We start from the raw sequence: 26,261 nt of genomic DNA on the forward strand, positions 1-26,261 counted from the left end.
GTGGCAGAGATTCGCCAACTGTTCGCGCGCAATCGCGCCTGGGCAGAGGAGAGGACGGCAAAGGACCCGGAATTTTTCCAACGTCTGAGCCGTCTGCAGGTTCCCAAATATTTATGGATCGGCTGCTCCGACTCCCGCGTGCCCGCCAACGAGATTGTGGGCATGGCACCGGGGGAGCTATTCGTACACCGCAATATCGCCAACGTGGTGGTACATACAGACTTTAATTGCCTCTCGGTGCTGCAATACGCCGTAGAAGTACTCAAGGTGGAACACGTGGTGGTGTGTGGCCATTACGGTTGTGGCGGCGTACAGGCCGCCATGGGCCACAGCGAATGTGGCCTGGTGGATAACTGGCTGCGCCATATCAAGGATGTCTACGCCCGCCACCAGCAGGAACTGGAATCCCTCGATAAAGAATCGCGTTCGGCAAGATTGTGCGAATTAAATGTGATGGCACAGGTACAAAACCTGGCCATGACCAAGATAGTGCAGCACGCCTGGGACCGAGGCCAACGCCTCAGCCTGCACGGCTGGATCTACGATATTCGCGATGGCCTGATTCGTGACCTGGGTATGCGGATGGACGATCGCGGCCAGGTGCCGGAGATTTATCATGTTTATGGTGGAGTGTCGGAGGAGGGGTGAGGCTTTACTGCGTATCTTAATCAGAAAATCCCTAAGTTATTTTCTGCTCAAGCTTCTAATAATTGGGCGCAGTATAACACCCGTGGTATACACGGCTTTGAAATGAAGGCAAAGTCGAAATGGAAAAGCCGATACCGAGCCTGTGAGTGTTATGTGGCTAGCTCGCTTCCGATCTGCACCTCAGGTGCAATATGATGCAAATCAATATAAAGCTCAAGCGTTGGTCTTCAGCCATAATCATCTCAGTTACAATTTACAGAAATTAACTACTGCTCATCAGCTTGTATTTGTTTCTCGGCCAGAATTTCTTGCTGCTTCTGTTTGGCACGCTCTTCGCGCAGCCTGTTAGACTTTACAACGAACTTACCATCAATAAAGTCAAAGTTTTTTGTAGAAATAAGCGTATATAAATCGTCTTTTTCACCAGAACCCTCTGTAACAAAGACAAAATAATTTTTCCCAACTTGGTCATCCGGTATTCTTAAGGTACAACTGGTATTATAATCATGTACTGCTGAAATAAAATTCTTCTTTTCCCCTTTATATATTTTTATCACTTCAAACTTAGCGACCTGCAGATATGCTGGGACATACATTAAAGATAAAAGTTTGCCTTTAAATACGGATTTTGAACGTTTAATAACTTTCTGAGGGTTTTGAAGAGCAATCGTTCCAGGGGCAATTATACAGGCTGATGTATTCAGGCTAATCAGTATAAAAAAAAGAGCTATAAGAAATTTCATAAAACAAAACATCATTAGCAATTGTAAATTAAGGGGCTGAAGTGATTTTTCCGTTCACCTAAGTTTATTAATTTTGTCCTGCTCCATATGTAGCAGAGGATACGGTTTTCCTTGACCATCTAGCGGAGATCTACTTACTACAGTAAAACCTAAATGCTTATAGAACTCTAGGGCTTGAAGATTCTGTTCGTTGACGTCAACTTTTGTCACACCTAGATTTTCAATGGCATACTTAGTTAAAAAAGTTCCAACGCCTGAGCCTCTTGATTCAGGCGCAATGAACAACATTTCAATATTCCCGTTAAGAACTCCACAGAATCCAAGAATCTTTCCATCCTCATTTTTTGCACACATCAGGTCTACTGAGTCGAAGTATTGTTCTAATATGAGCGGTTTAAGAATGACAATATCCTCTTCTTGCAAAAAATCGTGAGTAGCTCGAACAGAATCCTCCCATATTTCGATCAGCGTTGAATAATCGCTTTTACCTGTTGTCTCTACTTTCATATATTATTCTGATAGATATGTAATACCGTGAGAATCGGCATGCCGTGTGAGGCGTAGCATTTCCAGTAGGGCCTGTAAGGCCGAAATAAAAAGCATATACCTTAGTATATGAGCTTCACTCCTTACATTTTAATTTCTTGAACTTTCGCACTTTTGTACGAATATTTTTCATTGGGGATGAAGTGTTAAATTGAATCATTCGTCCCAGTGTGTAATTTTTATACCAACTTCTAGCATAGAGTTCATCGTTGCTCAGTGACTCGATTAGCTGCAATATTTGCTCGGTAGTTAATTGAAACTCTGATAGCAGATTTTTATAAGACCAATCTCGATATTGCCTGTGAAAATGATGAGCTAACCGACCAAGTTCATTCCATTGATAACCTGTTTCAGGAAAGTCTACCTTAAGTCCTCTTGATGTGAGGTCATACCATTTCAGGACCAGTTTTCCCCATCCAATCAAATATGACAGTGTATCGCAAACACTTATCTCAGTATTCTTTATATTACCTTCAACACCAATTTGTCGTGAGTATTCTTCCGGGATTTCTGAATAATCCGTAAGAAGTTTATCAAAAGTGGTTCGAATGGCTTGATGCAACTCTTCTTTATTATTGGGTATTGATGACATAGTTGATTAATTTACATAATGCCCGGCATAGCGGAAGTTTTGTAGCAAAATGGTTTGCATGCTAATGTCATAGCAAACATAAATGAGCTGAAGGAAAACTATTCAGCTGATGCTAATTGTTTATCTCCAAGAGTACCCTTGGAAATTTTAAATATCCAATGAGCACCAACTAAAATTGGTAAAATCCATGGCGTGGTTACCGGCTTAAACAATTGACTGACACTAACTTCACCAACTAAAAATAAGCAAGCGATACTTAGTACTCCAGACAAATAATAATAAGTACATTTTGTTAATATTAAGCTCACCCTAAACTCAAGAAACAGAAACATTCTCCATAATGAATATACTCCAAGAATACCACCAATGTAAGCTGGAATAATGAATTCAGGACGGAGTAATATTCCAAATGGAAAAAGTAAAGTGGCAAACAAAATAATGGCTGTAGATGGTAGTACCACCACAGTGAACTCAGTCCAATGTATGAAACGCTCAATCATAAAAAGCTAATGCTCTAAAGCGGGTAGCCGTAGAAGCTAGGGTTGCCGGATGCACGTTTTCCGTGCATGAAATTGGTTGGCTTGTATGATAAATATTATCCAATTCCTTAGCACGGAACTAGACTCCCCGCCTGGCCAATAGCTTTAAGGCAGGCATTGAGTGCTTCTGTTGTTATCCTGGCTCCATTAAAAACGATGTCACATAAGATAGCAAAGACAAAGCTCAAGTAACTAACATATGCGAAACCGGTATAGTCATTGTAAATTATGGTGTAGAACCAATTCTGCTCAAAGAGATAAAAATATGAGCATATACCTGTTGATGCCAGCATTAACCCAGTAGGCAAGAATAATTGTTTGATAGCCCTAGGCTGCATAAATGAAGCAATTAATAAGAGGATAAAAACAATTGAGTTAGTGGCCAAAAAAATACGTACGTCCAAAGTTAATTTATGGACAATTTCCATGTACTTGATATGGCTGAAATCAATTAGTTTGGTCTTGGCAGTCTCAAGCGAGGCAAGCTTTGACTGCATAGATACCCTGATTGATCGTTCCCATTTTCTTCGACATTCGCAATCCAGATTTCGAAGTTTTGCAATTTGATTTGCAAGAATGGCTGGTGCATCTTCTTTGAGCTGTTGCTTTACCTTTTCAAGATCCCGCTCAGTTTTAGCTCGAAACTCTCGCGCTTTGGCACCTAGCAGACCTTCTAGCTTCGTTGGCGCAGGAAGTCGTAAGGCATCAATCCTTTTATCGGCTTCAGATTTAAGCTTCCATTCGATAAAGGAACTGCCTGATTTTTCTATGATATGAGGAGCGGCGAATGTAAATAGAAATAGAGGAACAAATAAAAGCACCCCTAGAAGCCCCCAAATTCTTAGTGACACTTTTTCCATGTATTACTCTGGTACCATTTAATAGCGTATTAAAAATAAATTATATTATATCTTGTTATTCTATTCCTTTAGATCACAGGGTCAAATCGTTAAAACTCAATAAGTTTGAATTACCATGGCACTAGCACCGACAAAAGTTGCAAGAAAGCTTCAACCAGGCACTATTTATTTCCTGCACAACTTATATCTTGCAGCTCGACTAAAAAAGTGACTGTCAACTTCTCAGCTTTTGTTACAGCAATACCCTTGTAGCTTGGGCGGGTCCTATTTTCATAGGCTTTTAATGCCGAATTTTTGGGGCCGGAGTCTAGAAGCGGAGTGATGGAACGGAGGTCTCAGTCGCAATACGGCGACAATAACAGCGAGCAATCTATGGGTGGGCAAGATCGCCAGGTAGAACAAGCAATACTACGGTGCATTGAGTTTAGCCACAGACGCCTCAATAGAAGAGAGGACATTTCTCACACGTAAGCGCAACATCTCGACCTGTGTAACTGTTTCACGTGCTCCGACTTCACCGTACCAAAAAAAGTGATTGCCAGGGACACGGGCGTTTAGTGCACCAGAGGTTGCATAACTAAACTGATCCATTAAATTCTGCCAATTCTCCGGGTCAATCTCTTCAGATTTTGACAAAGCAGGAAGCGCGATATTTCGATATAAATGCTGAACCTGATAAAGCCCCCAATTGCCTCGATCAGTTAGCGCGTGGTCATTGTCTAGCACTTTATTACCAGAGATTGTGACGACCATGGGAAAGTCGGTAAATTTAAGGGCTCCTGTATCGGCAATTGCCCAATCCAGATCCTGTACAAAGTTGCCGTTATCATAGCGAGATGCAATCATAATCGCATTTAGGGCTACCGGAATTTCTCCGAGTACATCACTTTCGAACGTCTCCCAAGGAATAATAACGTGCCCGTTCATCTTGTTCTGAGCAGTCACGTACTTCTTAAACAACTCGTAGAATTGCGGCGCTTTCGAAAGCCCATTCTTTGACTTTGAGATTGCACCTGGTGCAGCCAGTAGCAAAGGGATAGGTGGGGTTGATGCAATTGAAACGTAAAGGCTCATATCCAGCCCGGCCGCCTGTGAAGCCTCGTAAACTGATTGAGTAATCTGCCCGCCTGCGCTCCAACCAAGAACAATGATCTCACCCGAAAGCCCATGCTTGTCCACGTAGTGTTTGGCGACCGCAGCTACTTGGTTGCCCCAATCACGGATCGAGAATGCAGGGTAGACCTTGGAATAGACCTTGTTTCCAGTCGGATAAGATGCGCCAAGAAAAGAAAACCCTTTCTGCCCAAACCAATAGGCGAGAAAATCCTTCTCGTCGCCACCAGGGTAGCCATAGGCGACACGAGCTAGATGAAACCCACCCGGAACGAAGATCACCAGAGGTTTTTGAGGATCGCCGGCTTTGAAATAATTCAGTGTTTCTATGCCGTTGGTTAGTAGCATCTCCTCACCTGGATAAAGGTGAGCATTTACCTTGGTTTTTTCGACCGTCCAACTCTGCACAGCCTGGGCTCCCAAAGAGACTAAAGAAAAGAATAACGCATGCAACACCTTAATATATAGCCTCATTTTTAGGCTCCTATATGGGCTTAATACCTATTTATAGGCTTTTCTCATCATTAATCACTGAAATATTTCTTTCTATAAAGCTTCTATAAGCTTTTTGGGGGAGGAATGGGGATTTGTTCTTCACATTGAATTTTTCCAAAATATCCTTAACTTGTGTATCTATCATTATTCCTCCCACACTCCCCCCTTTTTGATGAAACTCTCGAATTTTGTTTACTCATTCGAAAGTATTTTTCCTAAATTCAAGTAATGAGAGTTTACTTGATGGAACACCATGCCCCGGTATTATCAAGCTTTGCTCATCACCTAGATTTAAAATAGCATCAATCGCTTCATTAAAGCCTTTAATTCCGCCAGAATAAAATACTGGGTGCCAGCTGGTATCGAATACATCACCGACAAATATTGAATTACTTTCCTTAAGGTAATAGATATTGTCGATTGCTGAATGAGACTTGACTTTAATGTGGGTAAAGCTATCCAAGTTAAAGGTATTCTTTTTAAGTTTTCCTCCTCGCTTTTCAAAGCACTCGTTTCCACCGGTGTGGTCAGAATGTGCGTGTGTGTTTAAAATGAAAGAGATTGGCTTGTTGTGAATTAATGTTTGCTGGTGAGAACTAGCTATTTCATTGAATGAAAACCGATATTATTTCCTTCGGTATCTTGCGCTATTGCGATAAAACCATGCTCCCCAATAGACATTTTAGGCACTACTAGCTTCCCACCTGCTGGTTCGACTCTGGCCAGTTCAACAGAACAATCTTCGCAATCAAAATACACTAGGGTGCTATTACCTCCAGCTTCAACACCATCCATTTTACAAATTGCCCCGCTTGCACCCGGTTCTTGTTTCATTGGAAATGCCCACATCTCGGGCTGAGGAAAATCTTTTACTTCGTCGGGATTGTCTAGTCGAGTTAACTCCTGCTTGAGCACAGCTTCATAAAAGGACTTTGCGCGTACCATATCATTTACATAAATTTCAAACCAACAAACTGCATTTGTATTCATTTGAGTATCCTCACTGTTAAGTATCTAAGTATGGTTTGTATTTCTGGAGACATAACGAAGTTTTAGAAAAATCATCCATATTTTACGTTGGCGCGGAGCTAGTCTCTATTTGGCTAGTAAGGCCAATATACCCGCCGCCTTCAGCTCACCCTATTATGAGTCAATTTTACGCGCAATAATGAAAACTACCATATTATGCATTCCATGTTGCCATTGAACTTCAATGGTAAAACCAGCGTCTTGAATTTCTTTCGCTAATTTTACTTTTGTTAGGATGAAGACATCGGGCATTATGCCCATGAATTTTCCCAGAGGTGCTAAGAGCTTAATAAACCGTATATAGGAATTGCCCATACAAACGGTACTACTCACGAAAACACCACCAGGCTTGAGGATTCTAGCAGCTTCTGCCAAAACATCTTTTCTATCTGGTAGTAAGTGAATAACATTTAAACCCAATACTGCATCAAAACTCTCAGACTCAGCATTGAATTCGGTTAACGTACCTCTGGTAAATCTAATATTATCGATGCAGGCTTCCCTGGCCTTAGTTCGACCAATCTCAAGCATGTTTTCAGATATATCTACCGCTTCAATATGTTGCACATACGGAGCGTGGTAAATCGCCGTAGTCCCTGTTCCGCAGCCAAACTCCAAAATATTCATATCGGGCGTAAAGAATTTTTGGGTATCTGAGAGCTTCTTCTGATAACTTGCCTCGTCAGAAATAGGGCTCCTAGCATACTCCTCTGCTTTTCTATCCCAGAACTTATCAGACCTAGTCATATCAGTTCCTATATAAACGCCAAGGCGTTATCGACGCTGTTTATTTACTCCCTGATTCATAAAGCCTCAAGCTGCGGACCGAAGCGTCCGAAAGCTTTAATATTTTATGTTTTTAAAACCCATTAAGGACACCCCACAACTTATCCCAGCGTTCAAGCTTTTCATCGGCACTCAAGAGTCTTGGCTGAATTTGAATAGGATTGCCAAGTTGATTCACGCCTTCCAATAAATTGGAATTTACTGCCCCGCGAAGCTGACCATTTATATTGCAGCCTACGGCTAGTAGTTCATTACAAGCTTTGCAATGGTAGAAATTAGCAAGCTGATCACCATTTTGTTTGGTTGAAATCCCATCACCAATGAAAGCCACTGACATATTCGGATCACTTATAATAAGTGACGGGTTGGCTTGGCAATAATTACAATCGCAAACGCGCGGATTCAAACCTTCGAGCGGTCCAGCTAACTGAACTTCAACCCGCCAACGGTTACATTTACACGATCCCTTAAAGAGCATAATAATTAGTGCCAATTACGATGAAAGATACGCTTGCCTCAATTGCCGGAGGCTACTGGCGCATTTTTTGCCGGTATTGTGGCAAAAAAAGGTAACAGCAACCGGGGATCAGATTGCAGGCATTTGGTACGCCCAGCATAGGCGTGAACTAATAGGATGAAACTTCCCTGTAGGAAGATCACCATTTAATGGCATTCCATTAAATGCTAACTACCAGCGAATGGCAACTGCAACATAGAGAGAAAGAGGCCATTAGCAAAACTACCAGCTGATGAACAGAAATGTCATATAAAGCTTAACCTAAAGGCGAGTTGGCCAAGGACGCCGGAGCCATGTGATCCAATGGGTAGAGTAACTGATGCAGTTGTGTAGTGAAAGTTCACATTCTTATCTGGGGAGATCTGTTTAACTTGCTGTTGCTGTTGCTGTTGCTGCCAGTGTGGTCGCAGACTCATAAGTAGGCCCACCCGCCACCATCGCGGGGGTAGAACAAAGTGGTGGGACACACCAGCGCCTCGGTCAGCATTACCAAAGTGATTTGGCAGAACTCAGCCGACTGTATAGTAGCCTAATGCCAAGATTAATACCTTGGTCATGGTGAAGGCTTGAACCTAAATCCATGAGTTAAAAGACAGGGCTAGCCTACCGATATGTTTCCAATCGGATATAAAGTTCAGGTAGCGCACTGACATGGCACTCGACTCAAATGAAGACCTGCTCGACACTATCGTTGAGTAGAAATTCATTACGGATAGGGAGCCGCCCATTGCGGACCCGTACGATGGATGGTGTGGAGGCCGGTAGCTAGAAACTACCGGTTACCCGATTTAATTTTCTGCTACCTCACTTTCAGATTCATAAACAATGGAAAATCCATTTTACACGGTGAACCCGAACATTTAGCGGGCTTAAATTCGGTCTCCCTCAATACCACAATTGCTAATTTAGTCATAAGTTCGCTCGGAGTATCGAATACAGAAATACTCTCTACCTTACCCTCTTCATCAATTAAAGCTATGATATGTAATTTCCCTTTTTTCAATAGCTTTTTATGCCCAGCATATATAGGCATATAGAGTTCCTGAAGCCCATTAACAGGAAATGGAGGCTCATCGCCTTCATTTAGATTTTCATATATGGAAGTGAATCTTTTCTTCTGATCTTCGCTGAGTTTTCCATAAGGTTTATCAAACGGGATATTCCAAGATATCGCCACTTGTTTGATGCGGCTTCCGTTACCTGGTTCAGTCTTAACATTGAATACTTCCGCACATATGCTGCTTGAGGAAATTAGTAACCAGATATATAAAATATATTTTCTCATCGTCCATTCTATACTTAAAAAAGTAAGCGATATTACCAGATCGTAGGTGAGAGTTGTATTTAGAGTACAGGGATAGCACCGCTGAACGCCAGGGCCTGGAAAGCTCAAAGGGGTGTGACATCAACAGACAAATACGGCTATTCAACAGAGGTCCACCTTCTTGCGAGCAGCACCGCACGATGGGCGGTGTGGGGCCGGTAGCTAGAAGCTACCGGCTACCCGATTTATATCCTTAGCTAAATAGTGGCACATCATCATGGATGTTCGACCAAGGTGGTTTTTCTGAGGTATACACTTGGATTTGTGGTGCTAGCTCATCAGTATAATTTTTAATTACACCTAGTGGTAAAACAAAATCGGCCGGGAAATGCTTCCCGTTAATAAGGTGAGTTGGTGTTCCACATGTGGAGCAGAAATTTTTGCATGATTTTTCGGTAGCTTGGTAACTGATAACCGAGTCTTCACCTTTAGATAATGAGAATTGTTCTTTTGGAACAACAGCATATGTACTGTGATCAGAGCCTTGTAACTTTCTACACATAGAGCAATGACACTTCACTACTGTCTTAATAGGAAGATCAAATTCCCAAGCTACAGAACCACAATGACAGCCTCCTTTTATTTTATTCAATTCCAGATCTCCGTGAAATATAACCGTTGATTATATTCATTTATTTTATTTTCTCCGGCTTAAGAGAAGGCTACATGTTAAACGAGATATAATATATGATATAGATCATATTAAATTGTAGGCACATAATAACTCATGCCTTATACAAAAGAGCACAAGGAAATTACTCGTAGACGAATTCTTGAAAGCGCATTCAGGCTTTTTACGGTCAAGGGTTTTGATGGCGTTACAGTAGATGGAGTGATGAAAGATTGCGGGCTCACCAGAGGAGCGTTTTATGCTCATTTTGACAGCAAGGCGGTGTTGTATCGCGAGTCCTTAAAATTTGCAGTCAATGGCACTAAGCTTGCTGAACTTAAACCAGATGGCACTACCGATAAGGAATGGCTATGCCTACTGCTTGATGGATACCTTAGCTTAGAGCATGTGCGGGGTGAATACCCATGTCCACTTGCATTTCTAGCTACGGATATAACCATGCAGGATGAAGAAACAAAAGCAACTTATGCAAGCATCTACGATGGCATGAACAAAGCAATTTTGGAATACGCCAAAAGCTATGTTGATTGCGACGAAGATGATATTTTGTCAGTAACTGCAATGCTCATTGGTGCAGTAGCCATAGCAAGAATCATAGGTAACGAGAGTTCCGTTACAAAATTATTGCAAGCGTGCCGCCAACAGGCGGGGTTGAAATTGGGTGGAATATAACGCTGCATACATGGGCGGTCGAAACAAAGTGAAGCGGCGTATAGACCGCCCCAAACCGCGCTATTTGCAGAAGAGTACTGCGCTTGTATGGTTGATTAAATACAACCCTCCGCCAATATTAATTGACTATTAGTTGTCTTGTGACGTATCTCAAATAGATCCTGTGCTTCTGGATCAGCTAAAAATTCTTTTGCTTTTTCAGTTGATGGAAATTCCAATATCACTAACCTTTCCGGAATCCAATTGCCTTCCATTTTTTCTGGAATCACTCCTTTTACAATGTATCTGCCGCCATGCTTTTCAATAAATGCCGGTATTTTTTCAGCGTATTCTAAGAAGCTCTCTAATACTTTAATTGAGAAATCTAGAACCAAATACCCTTTCATTTGCATTTACTCCATAATCTCTTTTGATGCATAATGCTGCGCTCAGCCGCGGATAACCTTGTGTGCTTTATGCACGGTAATGGGAACGCAGCGACCACACATAAAGTTCACAAAGTTCACAAAGTTCACAAAGTTAGCCGTTGGCCTGCAACGCATTGTTATGATTCTTGCCGGTTATTTTGTTTCTCAATTTCCTCGACCTTCCTATGCAACTCAACTAGAGAAGTAGAAATCTCAGTTAGAACAGGATTTGATTTAGAGTGGTTCCTTATTTCTTCTTCTCTCAATCCTAACTTAGAATCAATATAACCCAGTACCAAAGAGCAGAATACGAAGACAACAAGAGTTATTGGGATAGATACATAGGGAAATTGAAAAACTAGATCTGTGAAGGTGTTTTCTCCAAAAGACTTGATGAAAACGAAAATTATCAGCAAAAACTGAATATAACCGATATACATCTTTGAACGATCTATATAGACCTTCCATCGAATTAAAGTTCTTTTATTTAACTTATTTCTCAATTGACCTCCCAGGTTATAACGCCGCCAGCAGGGGGTAGAGCACCCAGTACTGGCCTTGTATGGTTGTTCTTGCCCGATTCTAATGTTGAAAACCTTTCGCTAACGGGTAAATTGAGACCCACCTTCGGCGGCCACCGAAGGCTTTGTTTGCCACAGTTCGTTGTATTGCCGGCTCTTAAAAGACCGATAACAAGTAGGAAAGTGACAGACACTCACTAGGCATAACTCGAATAGTCATGTGGGCCTCGAGCCCGAATAACAAGGTAGAGATAGCTTATCTTATGGAACCTCAAGAGATCAATGTCGGTATCGATACTGGCAGCAAGCAGCTCGATATTTTTGTGAGACCAACTGGCCAATTCTTTAGTATTACCAATGATAAAAATGGTATTAAGCACGACATTAAACGACTGCAACCCCTTAAACCCAAAAGAGCACTTATCGAGTCCACCGAAAGGCTAGAACTGGAGTTTGTCTGTGCTGCCCACAAAGCGGAAATGCCGATTATTGTTTGTAATATCATCCCAAATTAAAGCAGATGTTTAAACGATTAGTCGACGCTGGCAAACCCAAAAAATTGGCTCTCATTTCCTGTATGAGAAAGCAACTTACCATCCTGAATACCATGGTGGAAAATAAAACCTACTAGGATGAAAATATGGCTTAAAGGCTTGACGAGCAACCATAGTCACTTGTTATGTGATATGTCCTCGTACCAGTTGGCATGTGAGTAACGGACTGGGGGATGCTTTGGTTAGCACTTGCGTGTTGCCTTCGATGATCATGAATCTCTGGGCGACTCGTAAGCTGATTAAGCAATTCGAGAGGAAGTTGGAGGACTTCGCCAAAACCGATGCCTGGAGGCGGTTCGCGTTATCATCTCCAGTGAAACCGAGGTCCAGCGGCCGATCGCCTCATTCACCACGCACGAGTAATTGCAGGTCCTCCGGATTCCCTTCGATAAGGCGGCTAAGGGATTCGGCGCGCGAGATCCGACCGTCTCTTAGCGTGTACAGGCTGATTACCTTGATTGTGAGCTGTTGGCCATCTTTCGCCGTCGCGCGCACCAGATGCACATCAGCTATCCGATCGCCCTCGCCAATCACGGAAAGGTAGTCGAACCTGACGGCCGAGTACTCCATTCGGAACAAATTGATACGCGAATCGAGTTGGGATCGGCCAATCGTTGTGTCGTCGATAACCTGCACGAAGTCTTCGGTAAAGTAGCGGTCGGTGACCTTAGAATCAGCGTTTGGATCACATACCGCTTTGGCCATCTCATCCAGGAACGCTTCGGCCTGTTCACTATTCATTTTTCGATTCTTCTCCGTTCGCGTCCGATTGTGGTCGAACGCATGGACAGACATCTACCACTGTCTAACGTTAAGGTTGACCGAGCCGTCATGCAGATCGCAAGAATTTAACAAACTAGGCGAAGCCTATCCCGCGAATTTGATTATAGCGGTTTCGGGCCAGCGCTTTGTTATGCGCAAGTTGGTCCGTACAAACCCTCGGTAGCGGGGTGGCAGTAAAGACAACCGCCGCCCTGAAAGTCGAAAGTGAGTAATGCACGAGTATTGCACCGGTTCATGATACTCGGGTCAGAATTTCCATGGAATGCGTGTACAACCCTGTTTCTATCAATCCAGAAAGCTCCCCATGCGTCACATGTCTCCAGGCGGAGATTGCTGTGAATGGGTTTGGGCCTGAAGCGGAGCGTAGGCTGCACAGCCCAGCCAATGGCTGGGCGAACCTGCTTGGCCTATGGGGCACCACTGTATAGTAAGTACCCCTGAATTACCCCATAAAAGAATACGCTCATCACAACACTACTTGGAACATAGTAACGAGCGTTATTTACCGGTAGAGTCGCAGCCAATAATGCTGAGCAAACCGATGAAATCACAGCAACCCCATACCAATTTCCCTTTAACCCCGGTGAAACCACCCATAGAACATATGCCATGGGAATCAAGCTTGACGCAAAAAGACAAGCCGTAAATTTCCACAGATATACACTTAATTTTTGGCCTTTGTGAATTCGGTTCAATTTACAGCCCTATAACGCCCTGCATAATCGGCAGGCTGCGCGAAGCCTGGGCTGTCCGGTGGAAGCCACGTAGTGTCTGGAGCGAGGTTGATGCACTTGTTATGCATAGTCTGTCCACCGTCGTTGTTTACCAACCTTTTGCTTGTGCTCAGGATTATTATCAATAAATTCGGAGATGTCAGATTTACTTTTAGGTATTGCCGGATCACTGTGATAGCCGCTACCCACAAAACGAAACCCAGCTTCCCATAATCTCTTTGCTGCTTCCCAAGCAGAAGAATCTGCTTTTGATGGTGCTGCAAAATTACGCCCCATGAATGCCATGCGATGACCGCAATTTAGGCACGCATGGATCATATCCGAATCTGGCTGATGAGCCGAGCCAGACGACGTACCTTCAATTGCTCGCCGCTTAAATGCAACTTGGCAATCAAATCATGCAAACTTATGTAGGAACTCAGTCATAGTGCATAACGCCCAACACAGCGGCTAGAAAAGCTACAAGTAATTGCGAAACAATTTGAGTGACTGGTTTGACAGTCCGTTGCTGCTGCTTGTTAGGGCTACCGTGCTAATTACTCTTGGGGGATTGGCAAACCATGTTGTTTTAGAAAAGAAAGCTTATCCCAATACCCTCTTTGAAATACGATCTTTCCATATTGGACTTGAAAGAAACCACATCCACGCAAACCTAGAGGGTCTTTCCATTCTAAAATTGCCCAATCTCCATCTTGAAAGATATGCTCTACAATGCAGACCATTTCTGCCGAGGTAAATTCTTCTTCAAATCTAGCTCGAATTGCTTCTTTGCCAACCACCTTATCATTAGCTACTTGATGGTTAATCGCATTGTCAGAATAGAAGCTCACTATCTGATCTACATCAGCTTTATTAAAGGCTTCTACCCAAGCTTGAACAACTTCTTTTGGCTCCATAACTCGAATCCTCTTAGGACCTAACAGTGTATTCAAAAGAAGCTGCATCATATCACCTGTCAACATATCCCTAGAGTGGGAGGTCACTCTTATCAGGAAAAAGCAGATAAATCAGTACGTTAGCTATTACCGGTGAGAAATTGCTCTATTGGATTTGCTGTGGCCGCAATATATTTTGTTCATTTGATCACAAGTGTAAACCATTAAGAACCAGCAAGTTAGGTTATATGTTGCTGTGGATATGTGAAGCTGCTCTTGATCATTGGTGTGAAATTACAATAAATTGTCAGAGGTTGAACTGAATCTAAGGAGAGTATAAAAGGTGTGATAGATGATATCCGCTCAAATGATCTGCTAAAGCAGAGTGCTTTATTAATATTCGGGGCCAATGTATTCGAAAATAGTTACCACCGTACCGGATAACCTTACCTTAAACGCTTGATGAAAACAGCATTGCCTTCGCTAATTGGGTAACCACTAAAGATCCACATCAATAACCTAAAAAACTGCAAGAAACTTAGGCTATCGAGAGATCATTCCCATAGGTACAGGGGAGGTGTTTCTAGTGGCTGTATTGATGGTCTATTGTTTCTTAAATTTAATATGGGAATCGGTGAAGAGTACTCATCCATTCTCCCTTTTCTATAGGCAACTGAAAGTTTTCGCAGTATGAGCATTCAGAAATATAGGCACAAAAATGATCTTATTGGATTTTATTCAGTTTGTTTTAGTGTCAAAGCTGCGTAAAATCGATAGATAGTTATTGGTATTTTGGCCGGAATTGGGTGGCCTTTTGTAGGCAGATGACCAAAGACCAAAGGGATTCGAGAGAATCAAGACATCTAAGAGTTTTCTAAAGAACCATCTTCTCACAGGAGAACGGTAGCGTGACGTAACAGTAAGTAAAAGGCGCTGACCCAAGGTGCAGCAACACCAGGGGCCAGCTGACCAAATTGATAACATGACTATCAAAATGGCTATATGGATCATACGCTAGAAACCCGCTCGTCTTCAATAAAGTGGAGAACATCCAACGGCTTGGAGCGATTCCCCAAGCTCTGGAAGCGTTGTGTCTGCCTTTTCTTCTTCTACGCCTACCGTTCCCGCGCACCACCCGGTATTTCCTCACAACGTTACTTTCTCAGCCTTCTATTAAGGAAGGTATATCCATGGTTTGAGTATCAGTAGGAAATAAATATGTTGATCTTAAAGCGCCGGACTGGTGAAAACTTAAGGATTGGAGCCAATGTTTCAGTCACAGTATTAGAAGTTAAGGGGAATCAGGTGAAGATAGGAATACGTGCTCCCAAATCTCTAGCCGTTCACCGTGAAGAAATATATATTCGCTTACAAAAAGGGTCTAACCTGGGAAACGGAGATCGGTGAAAAACTTTACGCGACTGCGGAACGTCCAAAGAGCGACAAATTACGGAGCCGAAAACGGAGTAATTTGTCCGCTTGCCTAAATTTTTGTGATTATAGTCTAACCATTGTGTGTTAAAACCAAGATTTTGTGATCAGGTATTACCATGAGAACTTTTTCTTGTCCGTGGGAGTAGAAAGAGCCTGGTGCTGTTGCACTATCAATAATGATCCCTTGTAGTTTTGCCGGCATCTTTGCGCACATCAGTTCATAGGCCCAGTTTTCAGGTCTTTTCCAATCCTTTCTTGGAGTATGCATCCATTCTCCATAGCTATAATAAAATCTGCTATGCCCTCGTGCCTGTTTGGCTGTATTGAGAAATTCAAGACCCTCCGCTTTGATTTTATCTAAAGTTGTTTCTTCAAGCTTATATATATGAACACCACAAGCTTCTCTTATACCTTGTAAATCACTGTTACTGTGGAGCGTGCTACCTAGATCGAATTCTATAGGTATTATGTCTCTCCAATTTTGATCATCTAGCCAAACGAGGTAGCAACTCCCTAAAAATAATATAATTAATATAGAAGCCGCTACTTTCATCATGTTTTCTCATTCACATATTGTCTTATAACGGGCAGTATGCTGGCAAGACCACCCCATAGGCTATCCAACCATGCAGTGACGTTCGTTGATAAAGTTGTTAATTATTTTCATTGCTAAACAGCTTTGTTTGCTCAATACAAATATCTAGATATTCGGCCGCCTTTGTTCCCTTTAAAATTTTTGGAATTTTTCTAGATAAAATAGTAGCTGGAATATCAATACTACTATTCACACCAATTTTATTTAACTCGGATTTAACTTGCAGGAAATTAATTCCAATTTTACGTGCAAAATCCTGCTCTGATTTTGCAATAATTTCTCCACCGTAGCCAACAATTTTGATATTTAAGTCAATCTAGTAGTTATTGTGGACTGCGATACCCCATAACATCTTTATTAGATCAGGCTTCGAATTCATATTAATATTCTAGACACTTAATGCTCGGGACACCGAGCAAATTGAAGCGCAGTGTAAATTGGGTCCGAGTGCTTGTTATAAATCATCTTGTACCTCTGTACATAACTTCGCCTTCATTTATTCCAAGGTCAACACGCATAGCATTTAGCATTTAGCATTGAGTCAGCCTTTTCTCTTAATTCAGCCCATGTTGCATGCTCACCTTCGTAAAGCAGTGGTATAAAGAAGTCAATCATTTCATTGTATCTGTCCAAAACATCTTGGCATGAAACTAGCGATATGTAACCGTAAGCTTTATTTCGATTTAATGCGAACGAATGCTCAATTTCTGAACTGATAGATTCTTGCTTTGATGTAGCAACAGCTTCTAACTCTCGTAGAATTTCTGAAATAATATGAATTACATCTTTATAGATCGCTAGTTTATCAAAGTGGCGATTCAACTCTTTTTGTTTCAGAGTGTCTATTTGAGCTTTCAAGTCTTCTAGGATAGCCTCATTCTTAGCTTTTAATTTTTGAAGGCTTTCTTCATGCTTTGCTCTTTCATCTTGCAGCATTCGCCTAGCCCATAAGCTTCCTAACCAATGAGAGAAAGCGCCAAGTAATAATGCACTGCCGCCCAATGAAGCGATAATTGCTGCAGCTATTTTAAATATTTCTTCGGTACTCATAATGATTTATAACAGCGTATTCAAAAGAAGCTACATCATATCACTTGTCAATATACTTCAAGAATGGAAAGCCAGCTTAACCAGAAAAAGACATATCATTCATCAGGTTGGCCAGCATCGACTAAAATTACCTTAGTGGATATATTGCGACTGTACTATACCTTGTTATTTTTTTTAAAAACTTAAACTATTAAAAATTAACAAGTAAGCGCATCCGTTACTGTAAATTTACGAAGCTACTCTTGATCTGCACTAATAACAAAATATGAAATCGTTAAGTGCAGCGGTGTATATCAAAGCGAAACAGAGAAAGTGTGATGGATGATATACGCCCAAAACTATCTGCTAAACCAGAGCCCTTTATAGATATTCTGAGTCTGCATATTCTTAAGTGGGTCTATCGTACCTGGTATCCCGGGTCTCAACCACTAGAAGAAAACAAAGCCGCCACCGCCAACAAAGTAGCCACCCAAATCCCACAAAGAATCTTCCAGAACAAAGACGCATCCCCTTTCTCAGCAGGATCTTCCCTTAGGTAATCCGGGTTTGGGTTGGCCAGGTCGCGCATAAATTCCGTTAGAGTGGAGTAGCGCTGTTCCAGGTCGATACTGCATCCGCGTTCCAGGGCGCGGTCGAACCAGATGGGGACTACCGGATTAAACTGGCTGGCGGTGCGGTAGCGCAGGCGCTCGAAGTCGGCGTGGGAGCGGCAGTTTTCGATTTCCTCGCCGTAGGGCAGTTCGCCGGTAAACATTTCGTAGGCGATAGTGGCGAGGGCATAGATATCGCCGCGGATACCGCTGTTGTGCCCGAGGATATAGTGGGGGTCGGAGTAGCTGGCGGTGCCCAGCGCTTCCGGGTGCTCCAGGGGGCGAAAAATCTCGGCGCTGCCGGCTACATAAACTGAGCCGAAGTCGATAATTTTTACCCGCCCGTCGCCGTCGATCATGATATTGGCCGGGCGCAAATCCTGGTGAATGGTTTCCTGATCGTGGAAGGCTTGTAGCCCGGTGGCAATTTCCTTAAGAATACGAAACGCTTCCGCCGGTTTGGGAAAGCGGTTATTGGTGATCCACTGCTCCAGGGTGCTGCCCTGCACATACTCCATCAGGTAATAGAGCGCGGTGCGCGGGCGGGTCTGGCGGTGCAGGCGCACTACCTGGGGGCTGCGAATACGCAGGCCTATCCACTCCTCTTGAATAAAGCGATCGATATAGTGGATATCGTCCTCGTAATTTACCGAGGGGGTTTTCATTACCAGGATTTTCCTGGTGGCACTGTCGCGCACCAGGTACAGCTGGCTGCGCTGGGAGGAGAACAGCTCCCGCTCTACCTGGTAACCATCCAATACCATGCCTGGTTCCAACTCCGGTGGAAAGGGCAGGCGGGTAAGCTGGCGGCTGTAGTCGTCCAGGGTGGTTTGTGGCAATGCCTTTACCTTTATCACTAATGCGGAGAGGTTATCGTCACTGCCGTTTTCCTCGGCGAGGCGCACCAGGGTTTCCGCTGTTTCCTGTTCGCTTGTTTGGGTATCTGCCAGCAGCTCGCGCAGCAAATCCTGTTTGATAAAGTCGTGCACGCCGTCGCTGGTAATCAGCAGCACATCGTCCTTAGTCAGGCTGAGCTGGCCGTAATCCACTTGCAGGCCAGTATCCATTCCCAGCGCGCGGGATAGCATCTGTTGGCGGTGGGCCAGGGTGATGTTGTGGTCCCGGGTGAGGCATTTAAGGTTGTCACCGCGCAGGTGATAGATACGGCTGTCGCCGATATGGAAATAGTGGGCGGTGCGGGATTTAAAAATCAGGGCAGAGAAGGTGCAGAGGAAGCCTTTTTCCTGTTGGGGAAAGTCATGGCTTTTGCGGTATAGCTTGCTGTTAATGGAGGCGAGGATTTTCTGTCCGGCGTGGGCCACAGACCAGGTATCCGGCACCTTGTAATAGTCCCGCACAAACTGCTCTGTAGCGGTGTGGCTGGCGAGGGCGCCGGCTTCGGCAGAGCTGACTCCGTCTGCCAGTGCGGCTACCGCGCCCAGGTATTCCTGCAAGTGCGGGTTGTCCGGCCAGTGATAGATTGCGGCATCTTCGTTCTGCGGTTTGATGCCGGCACTGGTGCAGAGGCCGTGGCTCAATCGCGGTGTCTGGGCTTCGGGGTTTGCCTCGGTTTCTGTTTGCACCCCGGAATTGGTTTCGCTCACAGCTTTCTCCACTCTCTTTTCGTGCCCTCAGACCAACGGCGAAAAACAAAGAAGGGCCATTGGCCCTCCTTTGCGTTTGTTGCTGGATAACTGCTTTAAGATCACCCTTTCCGGATCACTCCACGCTGATCAGCTGCACTGTGCCATCCGGTAGCACTTCGGCGATATTGCCTTTGGGCTCTTCCAGGAACAGGCAGGCGAAGAAGATCACCGCTGCTGCGCCGCAGATAATCAGGAAGAACTGGCTGTAGCTGACATAAGACAGGGCGGTAAGGAAAGTAACCGCACCCACGTTGCCGTAGGCTCCGGCCATACCGGCGATCTGCCCGGTCATGCGACGCTTCACCAGGGGTACGACGGCGAATACGGCACCCTCACCGGCCTGCACGAAGAAAGAGCAGCACATGGTGGCAACTACCGCAGCGGGAATCCACCAGCCGCCGTTGATCTGGCTCAGTACAAAGTAACCCACTGCCAGGCCGCCGATCAGGAACATCAGGCTGCGGCGGCGTCCCAGTTTGTCAGAGAAGTATCCACCGGTTGGGCGAGCCACCAGGTTCATAAAGGCGAAGCCAGAGGCGAGCAGGCCGGCCTTCACCGGGCTCAATCCTTCAAAGGTTTCCAGGAAGAACAGGGGCAGCATAGAAACCACGGCCAGCTCTGAGCCGAAGGTGACGAAGTAGGCCAGGTCGAGGATAGCTACCTGCTTGAAGTTGTATTTCTCCAGCTCGGGCACGCCTTCACGCAGGTGATCTTTGTTTACATTCCAGATCATGCGGGTCTGGAAGGCAAACAGTGCTACCAGCAGTCCCCACATTGCGTAGGTGGCATTCTGGCTCAGCAGGGCTACGCCGCTGGGAGACAGTTTGTAAGCCAGCGCTGCCAGTGCCAGGTACATGGGCACATTCATCAGCAGGTAGAAGTAGAAATCCCGCTTGCTGGTCACTTCCAGGCCGCCGCTTTTTTTCGGCTTGAAATAAGTGGAGCCTTTAGGGGTATTGCGGGCAACGCGGTAGTAGATGATGCCGTACAGGCCGGCGATGATGCCGGTGAGGCCCAGGGCGTAGCGCCAGCCGTCTTCACCGCCGAACAGCAGGGCGATGGTGGGCAGGGTCATGGCACCGGCAGCAGAACCGAAATTCCCCCAGCCGCCGTAAACACCTTCAGCCAGACCTACCTGCTTGGCTGGGAACCATTCACCCACCATGCGGATACCAATTACAAAGCCGGCACCCACAAATCCCAGCAGGAAGCGGAACAGGGCCAGGGACTCATAACTGTCTGCGGTGGCGAAGCCTAAACAGATTAAAGATGAGGTCATCAGCAGACCGCTGTACACCAGGCGCGGCCCCAATTTATCCACCAGCATACCGATAATGATTCGGGCGGGGATGGTGAGTGCCACATTAAGGATTAACAGGGCTTTTACCTGCTGGCTGGTGAGGTCGAACGCTTCCTTGATAAAGACCATCAGCGGAGCGTGGGAGAACCACACCACGAAAGTCAGGAAAAACGCAAACCAGGTAACGTGCAGCGTCTTTATTTTGGGATCGCCCCAATTAAATAAATTGAGGCCGCTGGATTGACTCATGACTATTTTCTCCGGCTTCTCAGAAATTTTTACAGGTGGATAGGGATATGGTCGATAGTATTTGAGCAGCGTCACAGGAAAAGCGCGCAAAAGGGGTAGCCAGGGGAGGTAGTGATATCCGAATGGTGTGGAGTAATCCCTTTGGATTAGTGCTTTGGAGTGGTGAGCATCGTGAATATCTTGCTAACTACCCCATGGTGAGTAGTAGCGAAAAATTGTCTTATCACCGAAAGGTTTTTGGGAGTAATTGTCGGCCTTAGGGTTTTTGTGCATCTTGCAAGCAGGTGGCTTCGAACAATCATGCAAACGTTACTGTATTTTTACTGCTTCTGTCTGTGAAGGGAGTAACTACCGTTCGGGGTATCGGCGTGATGGCCAAATATATTTTCCGAAAAATTGAAAAAATTGGGAGAAAACTGCCGTGCAATATACACAGCAACTCGCCGGACGTGCGCTGATATTTGCCTCGGCCATGTTTGCCGCAAACTTTTCTGTTTGGACACTCTATGCAGTGCTCGGAGTGGAAATCGGCGAGCAGCTGGATCTCTCAGCTACAGAATACGGCATCTTGCTGGCCGCGCCGATCTTAAGCGGTGCGCTACTGCGTTTTCCCGCCGGGTTGATGGTGGAATATTTCTCTGCAAAAAAACTCATCCTCTTGCAAATGCTATTACTGCTGCCGGTACTTTTACTCTTGCCCTATATCGAGAGTTACGGTGCGCACCTCCTGGCCGGTTTGTGGTTGGGGATTTCCGGAGTCTCCTTCGTGTTGGGTATTCGCTATATCAACCCATGGTTCGAAAGGAGGCAGCAGGGCACGGCAATGGGCATTTTTGGTGCAGGCAATGCTGGGGCAGCCATCACCCTGGCCCTGGCGCCGGCGATCCAAAATTGGCTGGGGCGTGAATGGATCGGGCCGATTTACGGTATTGGTATAGTGATCATGATGGTGCTATTCGAATTTTGTGCACCTGAAGAAACCCGCTATATGCGCAGCCGCAGCAAGGTGGATATTCACAATCACCTAAGACCACTGATGCAGATCAAGGTGTGGCGCTATGGGCTCTATTACTATTTTGTCTTCGGCAGCTTTCTCGCACTTTTACTGTGGCTGCCGAATTACTACCTGGCGGTGTACGAAGTGAGTACACAGGTGGCGATGGCTCTGACACTGCTGTTTGTGGCCCTGTCCAGTTCACTGCGTGCCCTGGGTGGCTGGTTTGCAGATCGCTATGGTGCGCGCACGGTGAATTGGAGTGTTTTCTGGACTTGTCTGGTATGCCTTTTTTTCCTCAGTTACCCCCCAACCAGTATGACGATTCATGGGGTGGAACGGGATGTGCATCTAAATATCGAGGTGGGCATTGAGTTGTTTACCTTGTTGTTACTGGTGATTGGCATTGCCCAGGGGTTTGGTCGCGCCTCGGTATACAAGGCGCTACACGATAATTTTCCGGCACATATGGGCAGTGTCGGTGGCACTGTAGCCACAATCGGTGCGCTGGGTGGTTTTACCCTGCCAGTGCTGTTTGGTATCGCACAGGATTTAGTGGGTATTCACAGTGCTGCGTTTATGTTGCTCTATGGTGTGCTGGCAGTTTGTATGTTGGTAATGTACCTGGCAATTCAGAGAGAGCATCATCAACAGCGTTTGGCTTTCGCTCAGCAAAATAATTTTTTGCATGAGGATGCGAGTAACTCTGCGGCTTTGCCAGATAGGTAGTACCCACTACCAAAATGGAATTATGTGTGCGTAGAAGGTAGGGGGTAATGATTTTTTCTGTTGAAAAAACTGTGGTTTCAACCACGTCTGAAAAATTGTAATTTGTCACTGTTCACTCCGTTGTTGCAAAGGAAAAGCGTAATGACCATTTCCAGATTCCCCAAAATATTCGGTGCTTTACTGTTGGGTGCCTGCAGCACTGTCGCATTGCAGGCCGCTGCGCAGGATGGTGAAAATGCCACTCTTGTCGACGCGCTAAAATCCGGTGAGGTCGGGTTGAATCTGCGCTATCGCGTGGAGATCGTCGACCAGGAAGATTATGACCAGGATGGTATTAATGGAGACGCAACCGCGTCCACTCTGAGAACCCGCCTCAACTGGCGCAGCGGCAGCTACCGCGGCTTCAGCGGTTTCCTAGAGATGGACGATGTTACTTCAGTCGGCAACGATAATTACAACTCTACCGTCAATGGTAAAACCAATTACCCGGTTGTGGCCGATCCAGATGGTACCGAGGTTAACCAGGCCTATATCCGCTATAACGGTGAAAATTCCGTAGTCACTGCCGGTCGTCAGCGTATTAACCTGGATGGCCAGCGCTTTGTCGGTGGTGTTGGCTGGAGGCAGAACGAGCAGACTTACGACGGCGTACGTTATCAGTATGGTAGCGCTGACAGTCTGCAGTTGGACTACAGCTATGTGTACAACGTAAACCGGATTTTTGGTGAAGATAGCGCCGGCGCTGAATTTGAAGGCAATATCCAGTTATTCCATGCCAGCTACCCGGTGGCTGAAAACCACAAAGTCAGCGGTTTCGTTTACAACCTGGATTTAGAGAATTTCGTTGAAAATGCCAGCCGCACTTATGGGGTGGACTACAAAGGGAATTTCGGCCCTGTAAAAGCCAATCTGAGTTATGCACGCCAGAACGATATTGGAGATAACACCTTCGATTACAGTGCGGACTACTACCTGGCAGAAGTGGGTACCGACCTGGGCCCGGTCACTGCGAAACTCGGTTATGAAGTATTGGGTTCCGATAATGGTGTCGGTTTCAGAACGCCTCTGGCTACCCTGCATAAATTCCAGGGCTACACCGACCAGTTCCTGACAACCCCCGGTGATGGCATAGAGGATATGTACATCAGCGGCGCTATGAAAATAGCCGGCGGTAACTTGAATATGGCCTATCACAATTTTGATGCGAATGAAGGTTCCGCAAATTATGGCCATGAGTGGAATATCAGCTACGGGCGCAAGCTGACAGAGGAAATTTCTGCACTGGTGAAATACGCCTCTTATCAGGCTGACGACCACAAGGTGGATACCGACAAGTTCTGGTTAATGGTGACCGCCAATTTCTAATTAAATAAAGCAGCTCCATAGCGAGGCCCCCGGCTCCGCCGGGGTTTTCCCTGTAAAAACCGATCAATTTCTGTAGAGGAATTTTTCGGTTTTTAGTAATTCTGCCCACTGAATTTCCATTTTGTGATGTTATTTCCCTTAACGGTTGGCATCACTTTGAGTACCTAAGGAGTACCACCTTTGCCCCAAGCATAAATTAACCAGCTTGATACACTGACATCAGTTTAAACACCGAGTCCCGCTACCTAAACAGCGCTGATTTTTATTGTCGCTACAAGGTGCCGGGACCGTGGCCGTACCGGCCACCAGGGTCTAGCGGGAAACTGCGCGGCCTCCCGAAATTGGAAAGGCGTTTAATGTTACAAGACAATTTTGGCCGTAGGTTTTACTACCTGCGCCTGTCCGTGACGGACATCTGCAACTACCGCTGCAACTATTGCCTGCCTGAGGGCATCGGTTGCGGACGTTCCCTGGAAGGGGAAAATCCTCTCTCAGTGGCTGAGGTGGGCACATTGGTGCGCGCTTTCGCTTCCCTGGGTACGGAAAAGGTACGCCTTACCGGCGGGGAGCCCTCCCTGCGCAAAGACCTGGTGCCGCTGCTCGAAGCCGTGCGCGCTAGCGATAAGATTCGCCGCTTGGCCATCACCACCAACGGTTACCGCCTGCCCAGTCAGATTGACGACTGGCACCGCGCCGGCCTGGATCAGGTGAATGTCAGTATCGACAGCCTCGACCCGGCTCAATTCCACCATATCACCGGGCACAATCGCCTGGATAAAGCCTTAGCCGGCCTGGATCGCGCCCTGGCCTTGGGTATCGATACCAAGGTCAACGCAGTGCTGATGCGCCAGTACAACCTGGCCGAGCTGGATAATTTCCTCGCCTGGATTCGCGAGACTCCGGTGACCCTGCGCTTTATTGAATTAATGCGTACCGGCGATAACCGCGAGTTCTTCGCCAGCAACCATGTCTCCGGCGGCGATATAGAAACCCTGTTGCTGCGGGAAGGCTGGGAGCAGGTGATCCGCACCCGCGATGCCGGCCCGGCGCGGGAGTATTTCCACCCGGATTACGCCGGTCGTATCGGCCTGATTACCCCTTACGGCAAAGACTTCTGTGCAAGCTGCAACCGCCTGCGGGTATCGGCCCAGGGCAAGTTGCACCTATGCCTGTTTGCGGACCAGGGTTTTGATATGCGCGAAATCATCGCCGATGGCGATAGCGAGGCGCTGGCAGCTCATATCCGCGAGTTGATTGTGGATAAGACCGCAGGCCACCAGCTGCACGAAGGTTTTACCGGCGCTACCCGCAATCTGGCGATGCTGGGGGGCTAGGGTTATGGCCAGGGCTCTTGTTAGTAAATCGACAATCGGCGTGGTGCTGGCCGGCGGTCGCTCCAGCCGGATGGGCCGTGATAAGGCATTGCTGGCCCACCCCCAACGGGGCAATTTCTTGCAGCATGCTGAGGCATTGCTGAGTGAGCTTCCGCTGGCAAAAGTCGTCACCAGCGGCGCCCGCCCCGGAGCGATTGAAGACCTGGTGCCAGAGCGGGGTCCACTGGGCGGCCTTTATTCGGTGGCCCTGACAACCGGTGCCGATGCGGCCCTGGTGATTCCGGTAGATATGCCCCTGCTCGGGCGGGAGCATCTCGCAGAGTTATTGGCTGAAGGGCAGACAAGTGGCCGGCCCTGTTATTTTGAAAAATTCTTTTTCCCCCTGTGGCTGCCTTTAAATGGCGATTGCCTGGATTATTTGCGCCGCGCCGTTGAGGGCAGTGCGCGCAATTCTGTCGGCGCACTGTTGCGTCACCTGGGGGCCAAATCCATACCCATAAAAAGTGCCGGCGATTGGCATCGCAATATCAATACGCCGGCAGATTATCTCGGCTTGAGTACGCCGGATAAAACTCCAGAAAACAGTTTTTTGAGAGACCACTGATT

28 protein-coding genes, 2 pseudogenes and 1 riboswitch are annotated in these 26,261 nt (G+C 45.9%); of the genes and pseudogenes, 9 read left to right on the plus strand and 21 right to left on the minus strand.

What is annotated here, in order from left to right:
- Complete coding sequence (can, locus tag ACJJI7_RS07415) at nt 1-648, plus strand: carbonate dehydratase (protein WP_353375799.1); 648 nt, start codon at nt 1-3, stop codon at nt 646-648.
- A gap of 266 nt (nt 649-914) precedes the next feature.
- On the opposite strand, the gene ACJJI7_RS07420 is transcribed toward can, so the two are convergent.
- The 13 genes and pseudogenes from ACJJI7_RS07420 to ACJJI7_RS07480 form a co-directional block, all read right to left on the minus strand.
- Nucleotides 915-1,391: a hypothetical protein gene (locus ACJJI7_RS07420; RefSeq protein ID WP_157533522.1), complete on the minus strand. Its 477-nt coding sequence runs from the start codon at nt 1,389-1,391 to the stop codon at nt 915-917.
- 54 nt (nt 1,392-1,445) lie between these two features.
- Nucleotides 1,446-1,898, minus strand: coding sequence for a GNAT family N-acetyltransferase (locus ACJJI7_RS07425; RefSeq protein ID WP_444902391.1), 453 nt, complete (start codon nt 1,896-1,898; stop codon nt 1,446-1,448).
- Nucleotides 1,899-2,013: 115 nt separating this feature from the next.
- Nucleotides 2,014-2,529 carry a ClbS/DfsB family four-helix bundle protein gene (locus ACJJI7_RS07430; protein WP_020413751.1) on the minus strand — a complete coding sequence of 172 codons (516 nt, stop codon included), beginning with the start codon at nt 2,527-2,529 and terminating at the stop codon, nt 2,014-2,016.
- A gap of 98 nt (nt 2,530-2,627) precedes the next feature.
- Nucleotides 2,628-3,029 carry a hypothetical protein gene (locus ACJJI7_RS07435; protein WP_020413750.1) on the minus strand — a complete coding sequence of 134 codons (402 nt, stop codon included), beginning with the start codon at nt 3,027-3,029 and terminating at the stop codon, nt 2,628-2,630.
- A 107-nt stretch (nt 3,030-3,136) separates the two neighbouring features.
- Nucleotides 3,137-3,928, minus strand: a complete 792-nt coding sequence (locus tag ACJJI7_RS07440) for a hypothetical protein (RefSeq protein ID WP_444902390.1) — start codon at nt 3,926-3,928, stop codon at nt 3,137-3,139.
- A 408-nt stretch (nt 3,929-4,336) separates the two neighbouring features.
- Nucleotides 4,337-5,515 (minus strand): alpha/beta hydrolase, encoded by a 1,179-nt coding sequence (locus tag ACJJI7_RS07445; protein ID WP_444902389.1) that lies wholly within the window; start codon nt 5,513-5,515, stop codon nt 4,337-4,339.
- A gap of 217 nt (nt 5,516-5,732) precedes the next feature.
- Nucleotides 5,733-5,999 carry an MBL fold metallo-hydrolase gene (locus tag ACJJI7_RS07450; RefSeq protein ID WP_282951952.1) on the minus strand — a complete coding sequence of 89 codons (267 nt, stop codon included), beginning with the start codon at nt 5,997-5,999 and terminating at the stop codon, nt 5,733-5,735.
- Nucleotides 6,000-6,065: 66 nt separating this feature from the next.
- A pseudogene (locus ACJJI7_RS07455) lies at nt 6,066-6,140 on the minus strand (hypothetical protein); the annotation flags it as partial.
- Complete coding sequence (locus ACJJI7_RS07460) at nt 6,137-6,526, minus strand: VOC family protein (protein ID WP_282951951.1); 390 nt, start codon at nt 6,524-6,526, stop codon at nt 6,137-6,139. The pseudogene ACJJI7_RS07455 and the gene ACJJI7_RS07460, both read right to left, overlap by 4 nt.
- Nucleotides 6,527-6,679: 153 nt before the next feature.
- Entirely contained in the window at nt 6,680-7,312 is a 633-nt protein-coding gene (locus tag ACJJI7_RS07465) for a class I SAM-dependent methyltransferase (protein WP_020413744.1), read from the minus strand.
- A 112-nt stretch (nt 7,313-7,424) separates the two neighbouring features.
- Nucleotides 7,425-7,688: a hypothetical protein gene (locus tag ACJJI7_RS07470; protein WP_020413743.1), complete on the minus strand. Its 264-nt coding sequence runs from the start codon at nt 7,686-7,688 to the stop codon at nt 7,425-7,427.
- A 979-nt stretch (nt 7,689-8,667) separates the two neighbouring features.
- Nucleotides 8,668-9,153, minus strand: coding sequence for a hypothetical protein (locus tag ACJJI7_RS07475; RefSeq protein WP_353375792.1), 486 nt, complete (start codon nt 9,151-9,153; stop codon nt 8,668-8,670).
- A 232-nt stretch (nt 9,154-9,385) separates the two neighbouring features.
- The gene (locus tag ACJJI7_RS07480; protein WP_444902388.1) at nt 9,386-9,784 is read right to left on the minus strand and encodes a GFA family protein; all 399 of its coding nucleotides are present in this window, start codon (nt 9,782-9,784) and stop codon (nt 9,386-9,388) included.
- 135 nt (nt 9,785-9,919) lie between these two features.
- On the opposite strand from ACJJI7_RS07480, the gene ACJJI7_RS07485 reads away from it, so the two are divergent.
- Nucleotides 9,920-10,495 (plus strand): TetR/AcrR family transcriptional regulator, encoded by a 576-nt coding sequence (locus ACJJI7_RS07485; RefSeq protein ID WP_143729755.1) that lies wholly within the window; start codon nt 9,920-9,922, stop codon nt 10,493-10,495.
- A gap of 95 nt (nt 10,496-10,590) precedes the next feature.
- Here ACJJI7_RS07485 and ACJJI7_RS07490 read toward each other — a convergent pair whose 3' ends face one another.
- Nucleotides 10,591-10,881, minus strand: a complete 291-nt coding sequence (locus tag ACJJI7_RS07490; RefSeq protein ID WP_143732803.1) for a DUF1330 domain-containing protein — start codon at nt 10,879-10,881, stop codon at nt 10,591-10,593.
- Nucleotides 10,882-11,686: 805 nt separating this feature from the next.
- On the opposite strand from ACJJI7_RS07490, the gene ACJJI7_RS07495 reads away from it, so the two are divergent.
- Together ACJJI7_RS07495 and ACJJI7_RS07500 are read left to right on the plus strand one after the other, a co-directional pair.
- Entirely contained in the window at nt 11,687-11,938 is a 252-nt protein-coding gene (locus tag ACJJI7_RS07495; RefSeq protein ID WP_444902387.1) for a hypothetical protein, read from the plus strand.
- A 14-nt stretch (nt 11,939-11,952) separates the two neighbouring features.
- Nucleotides 11,953-12,054, plus strand: a pseudogene (locus ACJJI7_RS07500) (IS110 family transposase); the annotation flags it as partial.
- Nucleotides 12,055-12,319: 265 nt separating this feature from the next.
- Here the strand turns inward: ACJJI7_RS07500 and ACJJI7_RS07505 are convergent.
- From ACJJI7_RS07505 to ACJJI7_RS07515, 3 genes are all read right to left on the minus strand, one after another.
- Entirely contained in the window at nt 12,320-12,718 is a 399-nt protein-coding gene (locus ACJJI7_RS07505) for a nuclear transport factor 2 family protein (RefSeq protein WP_444902386.1), read from the minus strand.
- A gap of 836 nt (nt 12,719-13,554) precedes the next feature.
- Nucleotides 13,555-13,779 (minus strand): hypothetical protein, encoded by a 225-nt coding sequence (locus ACJJI7_RS07510; RefSeq protein WP_444902385.1) that lies wholly within the window; start codon nt 13,777-13,779, stop codon nt 13,555-13,557.
- Nucleotides 13,780-14,030: 251 nt separating this feature from the next.
- A complete protein-coding gene (locus ACJJI7_RS07515) occupies nt 14,031-14,390 on the minus strand; it encodes a nuclear transport factor 2 family protein (protein ID WP_444902384.1) in 360 nt (119 codons plus the stop codon).
- A gap of 1,197 nt (nt 14,391-15,587) precedes the next feature.
- On the opposite strand from ACJJI7_RS07515, the gene csrA reads away from it, so the two are divergent.
- Nucleotides 15,588-15,776, plus strand: coding sequence for a carbon storage regulator CsrA (csrA, locus tag ACJJI7_RS07520; RefSeq protein ID WP_444902383.1), 189 nt, complete (start codon nt 15,588-15,590; stop codon nt 15,774-15,776).
- A gap of 97 nt (nt 15,777-15,873) precedes the next feature.
- Here the strand turns inward: csrA and ACJJI7_RS07525 are convergent, their stop codons facing one another.
- From ACJJI7_RS07525 to ACJJI7_RS07540, 4 genes are all read right to left on the minus strand, one after another.
- Nucleotides 15,874-16,359, minus strand: coding sequence for a hypothetical protein (locus tag ACJJI7_RS07525; RefSeq protein ID WP_444902382.1), 486 nt, complete (start codon nt 16,357-16,359; stop codon nt 15,874-15,876).
- A gap of 546 nt (nt 16,360-16,905) precedes the next feature.
- Nucleotides 16,906-17,448 carry a hypothetical protein gene (locus ACJJI7_RS07530; RefSeq protein WP_444902381.1) on the minus strand — a complete coding sequence of 181 codons (543 nt, stop codon included), beginning with the start codon at nt 17,446-17,448 and terminating at the stop codon, nt 16,906-16,908.
- Nucleotides 17,449-17,869: 421 nt separating this feature from the next.
- A complete protein-coding gene (locus ACJJI7_RS07535) occupies nt 17,870-19,642 on the minus strand; it encodes a bifunctional protein-serine/threonine kinase/phosphatase (protein WP_444902380.1) in 1,773 nt (590 codons plus the stop codon).
- 115 nt (nt 19,643-19,757) lie between these two features.
- Nucleotides 19,758-21,233 carry a NarK family nitrate/nitrite MFS transporter gene (locus ACJJI7_RS07540; protein WP_020413728.1) on the minus strand — a complete coding sequence of 492 codons (1,476 nt, stop codon included), beginning with the start codon at nt 21,231-21,233 and terminating at the stop codon, nt 19,758-19,760.
- A 421-nt stretch (nt 21,234-21,654) separates the two neighbouring features.
- Between ACJJI7_RS07540 and ACJJI7_RS07545 the strand changes: the two genes are divergently transcribed.
- From ACJJI7_RS07545 to mobA, 4 genes are all read left to right on the plus strand, one after another.
- Complete coding sequence (locus ACJJI7_RS07545; protein WP_444902379.1) at nt 21,655-22,956, plus strand: MFS transporter; 1,302 nt, start codon at nt 21,655-21,657, stop codon at nt 22,954-22,956.
- A 141-nt stretch (nt 22,957-23,097) separates the two neighbouring features.
- Complete coding sequence (locus tag ACJJI7_RS07550) at nt 23,098-24,321, plus strand: alginate export family protein (RefSeq protein WP_020413726.1); 1,224 nt, start codon at nt 23,098-23,100, stop codon at nt 24,319-24,321.
- A 217-nt stretch (nt 24,322-24,538) separates the two neighbouring features.
- Nucleotides 24,539-24,689: riboswitch (molybdenum cofactor riboswitch) on the plus strand.
- Nucleotides 24,678-25,655: a GTP 3',8-cyclase MoaA gene (gene moaA / locus ACJJI7_RS07555; RefSeq protein WP_020413725.1), complete on the plus strand. Its 978-nt coding sequence runs from the start codon at nt 24,678-24,680 to the stop codon at nt 25,653-25,655. (Overlaps the previous riboswitch by 12 nt.)
- 4 nt (nt 25,656-25,659) lie before the next feature.
- Nucleotides 25,660-26,259 carry a molybdenum cofactor guanylyltransferase gene (gene mobA / locus ACJJI7_RS07560; RefSeq protein ID WP_444902378.1) on the plus strand — a complete coding sequence of 200 codons (600 nt, stop codon included), beginning with the start codon at nt 25,660-25,662 and terminating at the stop codon, nt 26,257-26,259.
- The last annotated feature ends 2 nt before the right edge of the window (nt 26,260-26,261 follow it).

The organism is Microbulbifer variabilis (assembly GCF_056232115.1).

Coding starts and splice junctions, on each gene's coding strand:
- ACJJI7_RS07420 (WP_157533522.1), bottom strand. CDS start 1,391: ATGAAATTTCTTATAGCTCTTTTTTTTATACTGATTAGCCTGAATACA.
- ACJJI7_RS07425 (WP_444902391.1), bottom strand. CDS start 1,898: ATGAAAGTAGAGACAACAGGTAAAAGCGATTATTCAACGCTGATCGAA.
- ACJJI7_RS07430 (WP_020413751.1), bottom strand. CDS start 2,529: ATGTCATCAATACCCAATAATAAAGAAGAGTTGCATCAAGCCATTCGA.
- ACJJI7_RS07435 (WP_020413750.1), bottom strand. CDS start 3,029: ATGATTGAGCGTTTCATACATTGGACTGAGTTCACTGTGGTGGTACTA.
- ACJJI7_RS07440 (WP_444902390.1), bottom strand. CDS start 3,928: ATGGAAAAAGTGTCACTAAGAATTTGGGGGCTTCTAGGGGTGCTTTTA.
- ACJJI7_RS07445 (WP_444902389.1), bottom strand. CDS start 5,515: ATGAGGCTATATATTAAGGTGTTGCATGCGTTATTCTTTTCTTTAGTC.
- ACJJI7_RS07460 (WP_282951951.1), bottom strand. CDS start 6,526: ATGAATACAAATGCAGTTTGTTGGTTTGAAATTTATGTAAATGATATG.
- ACJJI7_RS07465 (WP_020413744.1), bottom strand. CDS start 7,312: ATGACTAGGTCTGATAAGTTCTGGGATAGAAAAGCAGAGGAGTATGCT.
- ACJJI7_RS07470 (WP_020413743.1), bottom strand. CDS start 7,688: ATGTCAGTGGCTTTCATTGGTGATGGGATTTCAACCAAACAAAATGGT.
- ACJJI7_RS07475 (WP_353375792.1), bottom strand. CDS start 9,153: ATGAGAAAATATATTTTATATATCTGGTTACTAATTTCCTCAAGCAGC.
- ACJJI7_RS07485 (WP_143729755.1), top strand. CDS start 9,920: ATGCCTTATACAAAAGAGCACAAGGAAATTACTCGTAGACGAATTCTT.
- ACJJI7_RS07490 (WP_143732803.1), bottom strand. CDS start 10,881: ATGAAAGGGTATTTGGTTCTAGATTTCTCAATTAAAGTATTAGAGAGC.
- ACJJI7_RS07495 (WP_444902387.1), top strand. CDS start 11,687: ATGGAACCTCAAGAGATCAATGTCGGTATCGATACTGGCAGCAAGCAG.
- ACJJI7_RS07505 (WP_444902386.1), bottom strand. CDS start 12,718: ATGAATAGTGAACAGGCCGAAGCGTTCCTGGATGAGATGGCCAAAGCG.
- ACJJI7_RS07510 (WP_444902385.1), bottom strand. CDS start 13,779: ATGGCATTCATGGGGCGTAATTTTGCAGCACCATCAAAAGCAGATTCT.
- ACJJI7_RS07515 (WP_444902384.1), bottom strand. CDS start 14,390: ATGGAGCCAAAAGAAGTTGTTCAAGCTTGGGTAGAAGCCTTTAATAAA.
- csrA (WP_444902383.1), top strand. CDS start 15,588: ATGTTGATCTTAAAGCGCCGGACTGGTGAAAACTTAAGGATTGGAGCC.
- ACJJI7_RS07525 (WP_444902382.1), bottom strand. CDS start 16,359: ATGATGAAAGTAGCGGCTTCTATATTAATTATATTATTTTTAGGGAGT.
- ACJJI7_RS07530 (WP_444902381.1), bottom strand. CDS start 17,448: ATGAGTACCGAAGAAATATTTAAAATAGCTGCAGCAATTATCGCTTCA.
- ACJJI7_RS07540 (WP_020413728.1), bottom strand. CDS start 21,233: ATGAGTCAATCCAGCGGCCTCAATTTATTTAATTGGGGCGATCCCAAA.
- ACJJI7_RS07550 (WP_020413726.1), top strand. CDS start 23,098: ATGACCATTTCCAGATTCCCCAAAATATTCGGTGCTTTACTGTTGGGT.
- moaA (WP_020413725.1), top strand. CDS start 24,678: ATGTTACAAGACAATTTTGGCCGTAGGTTTTACTACCTGCGCCTGTCC.
- mobA (WP_444902378.1), top strand. CDS start 25,660: ATGGCCAGGGCTCTTGTTAGTAAATCGACAATCGGCGTGGTGCTGGCC.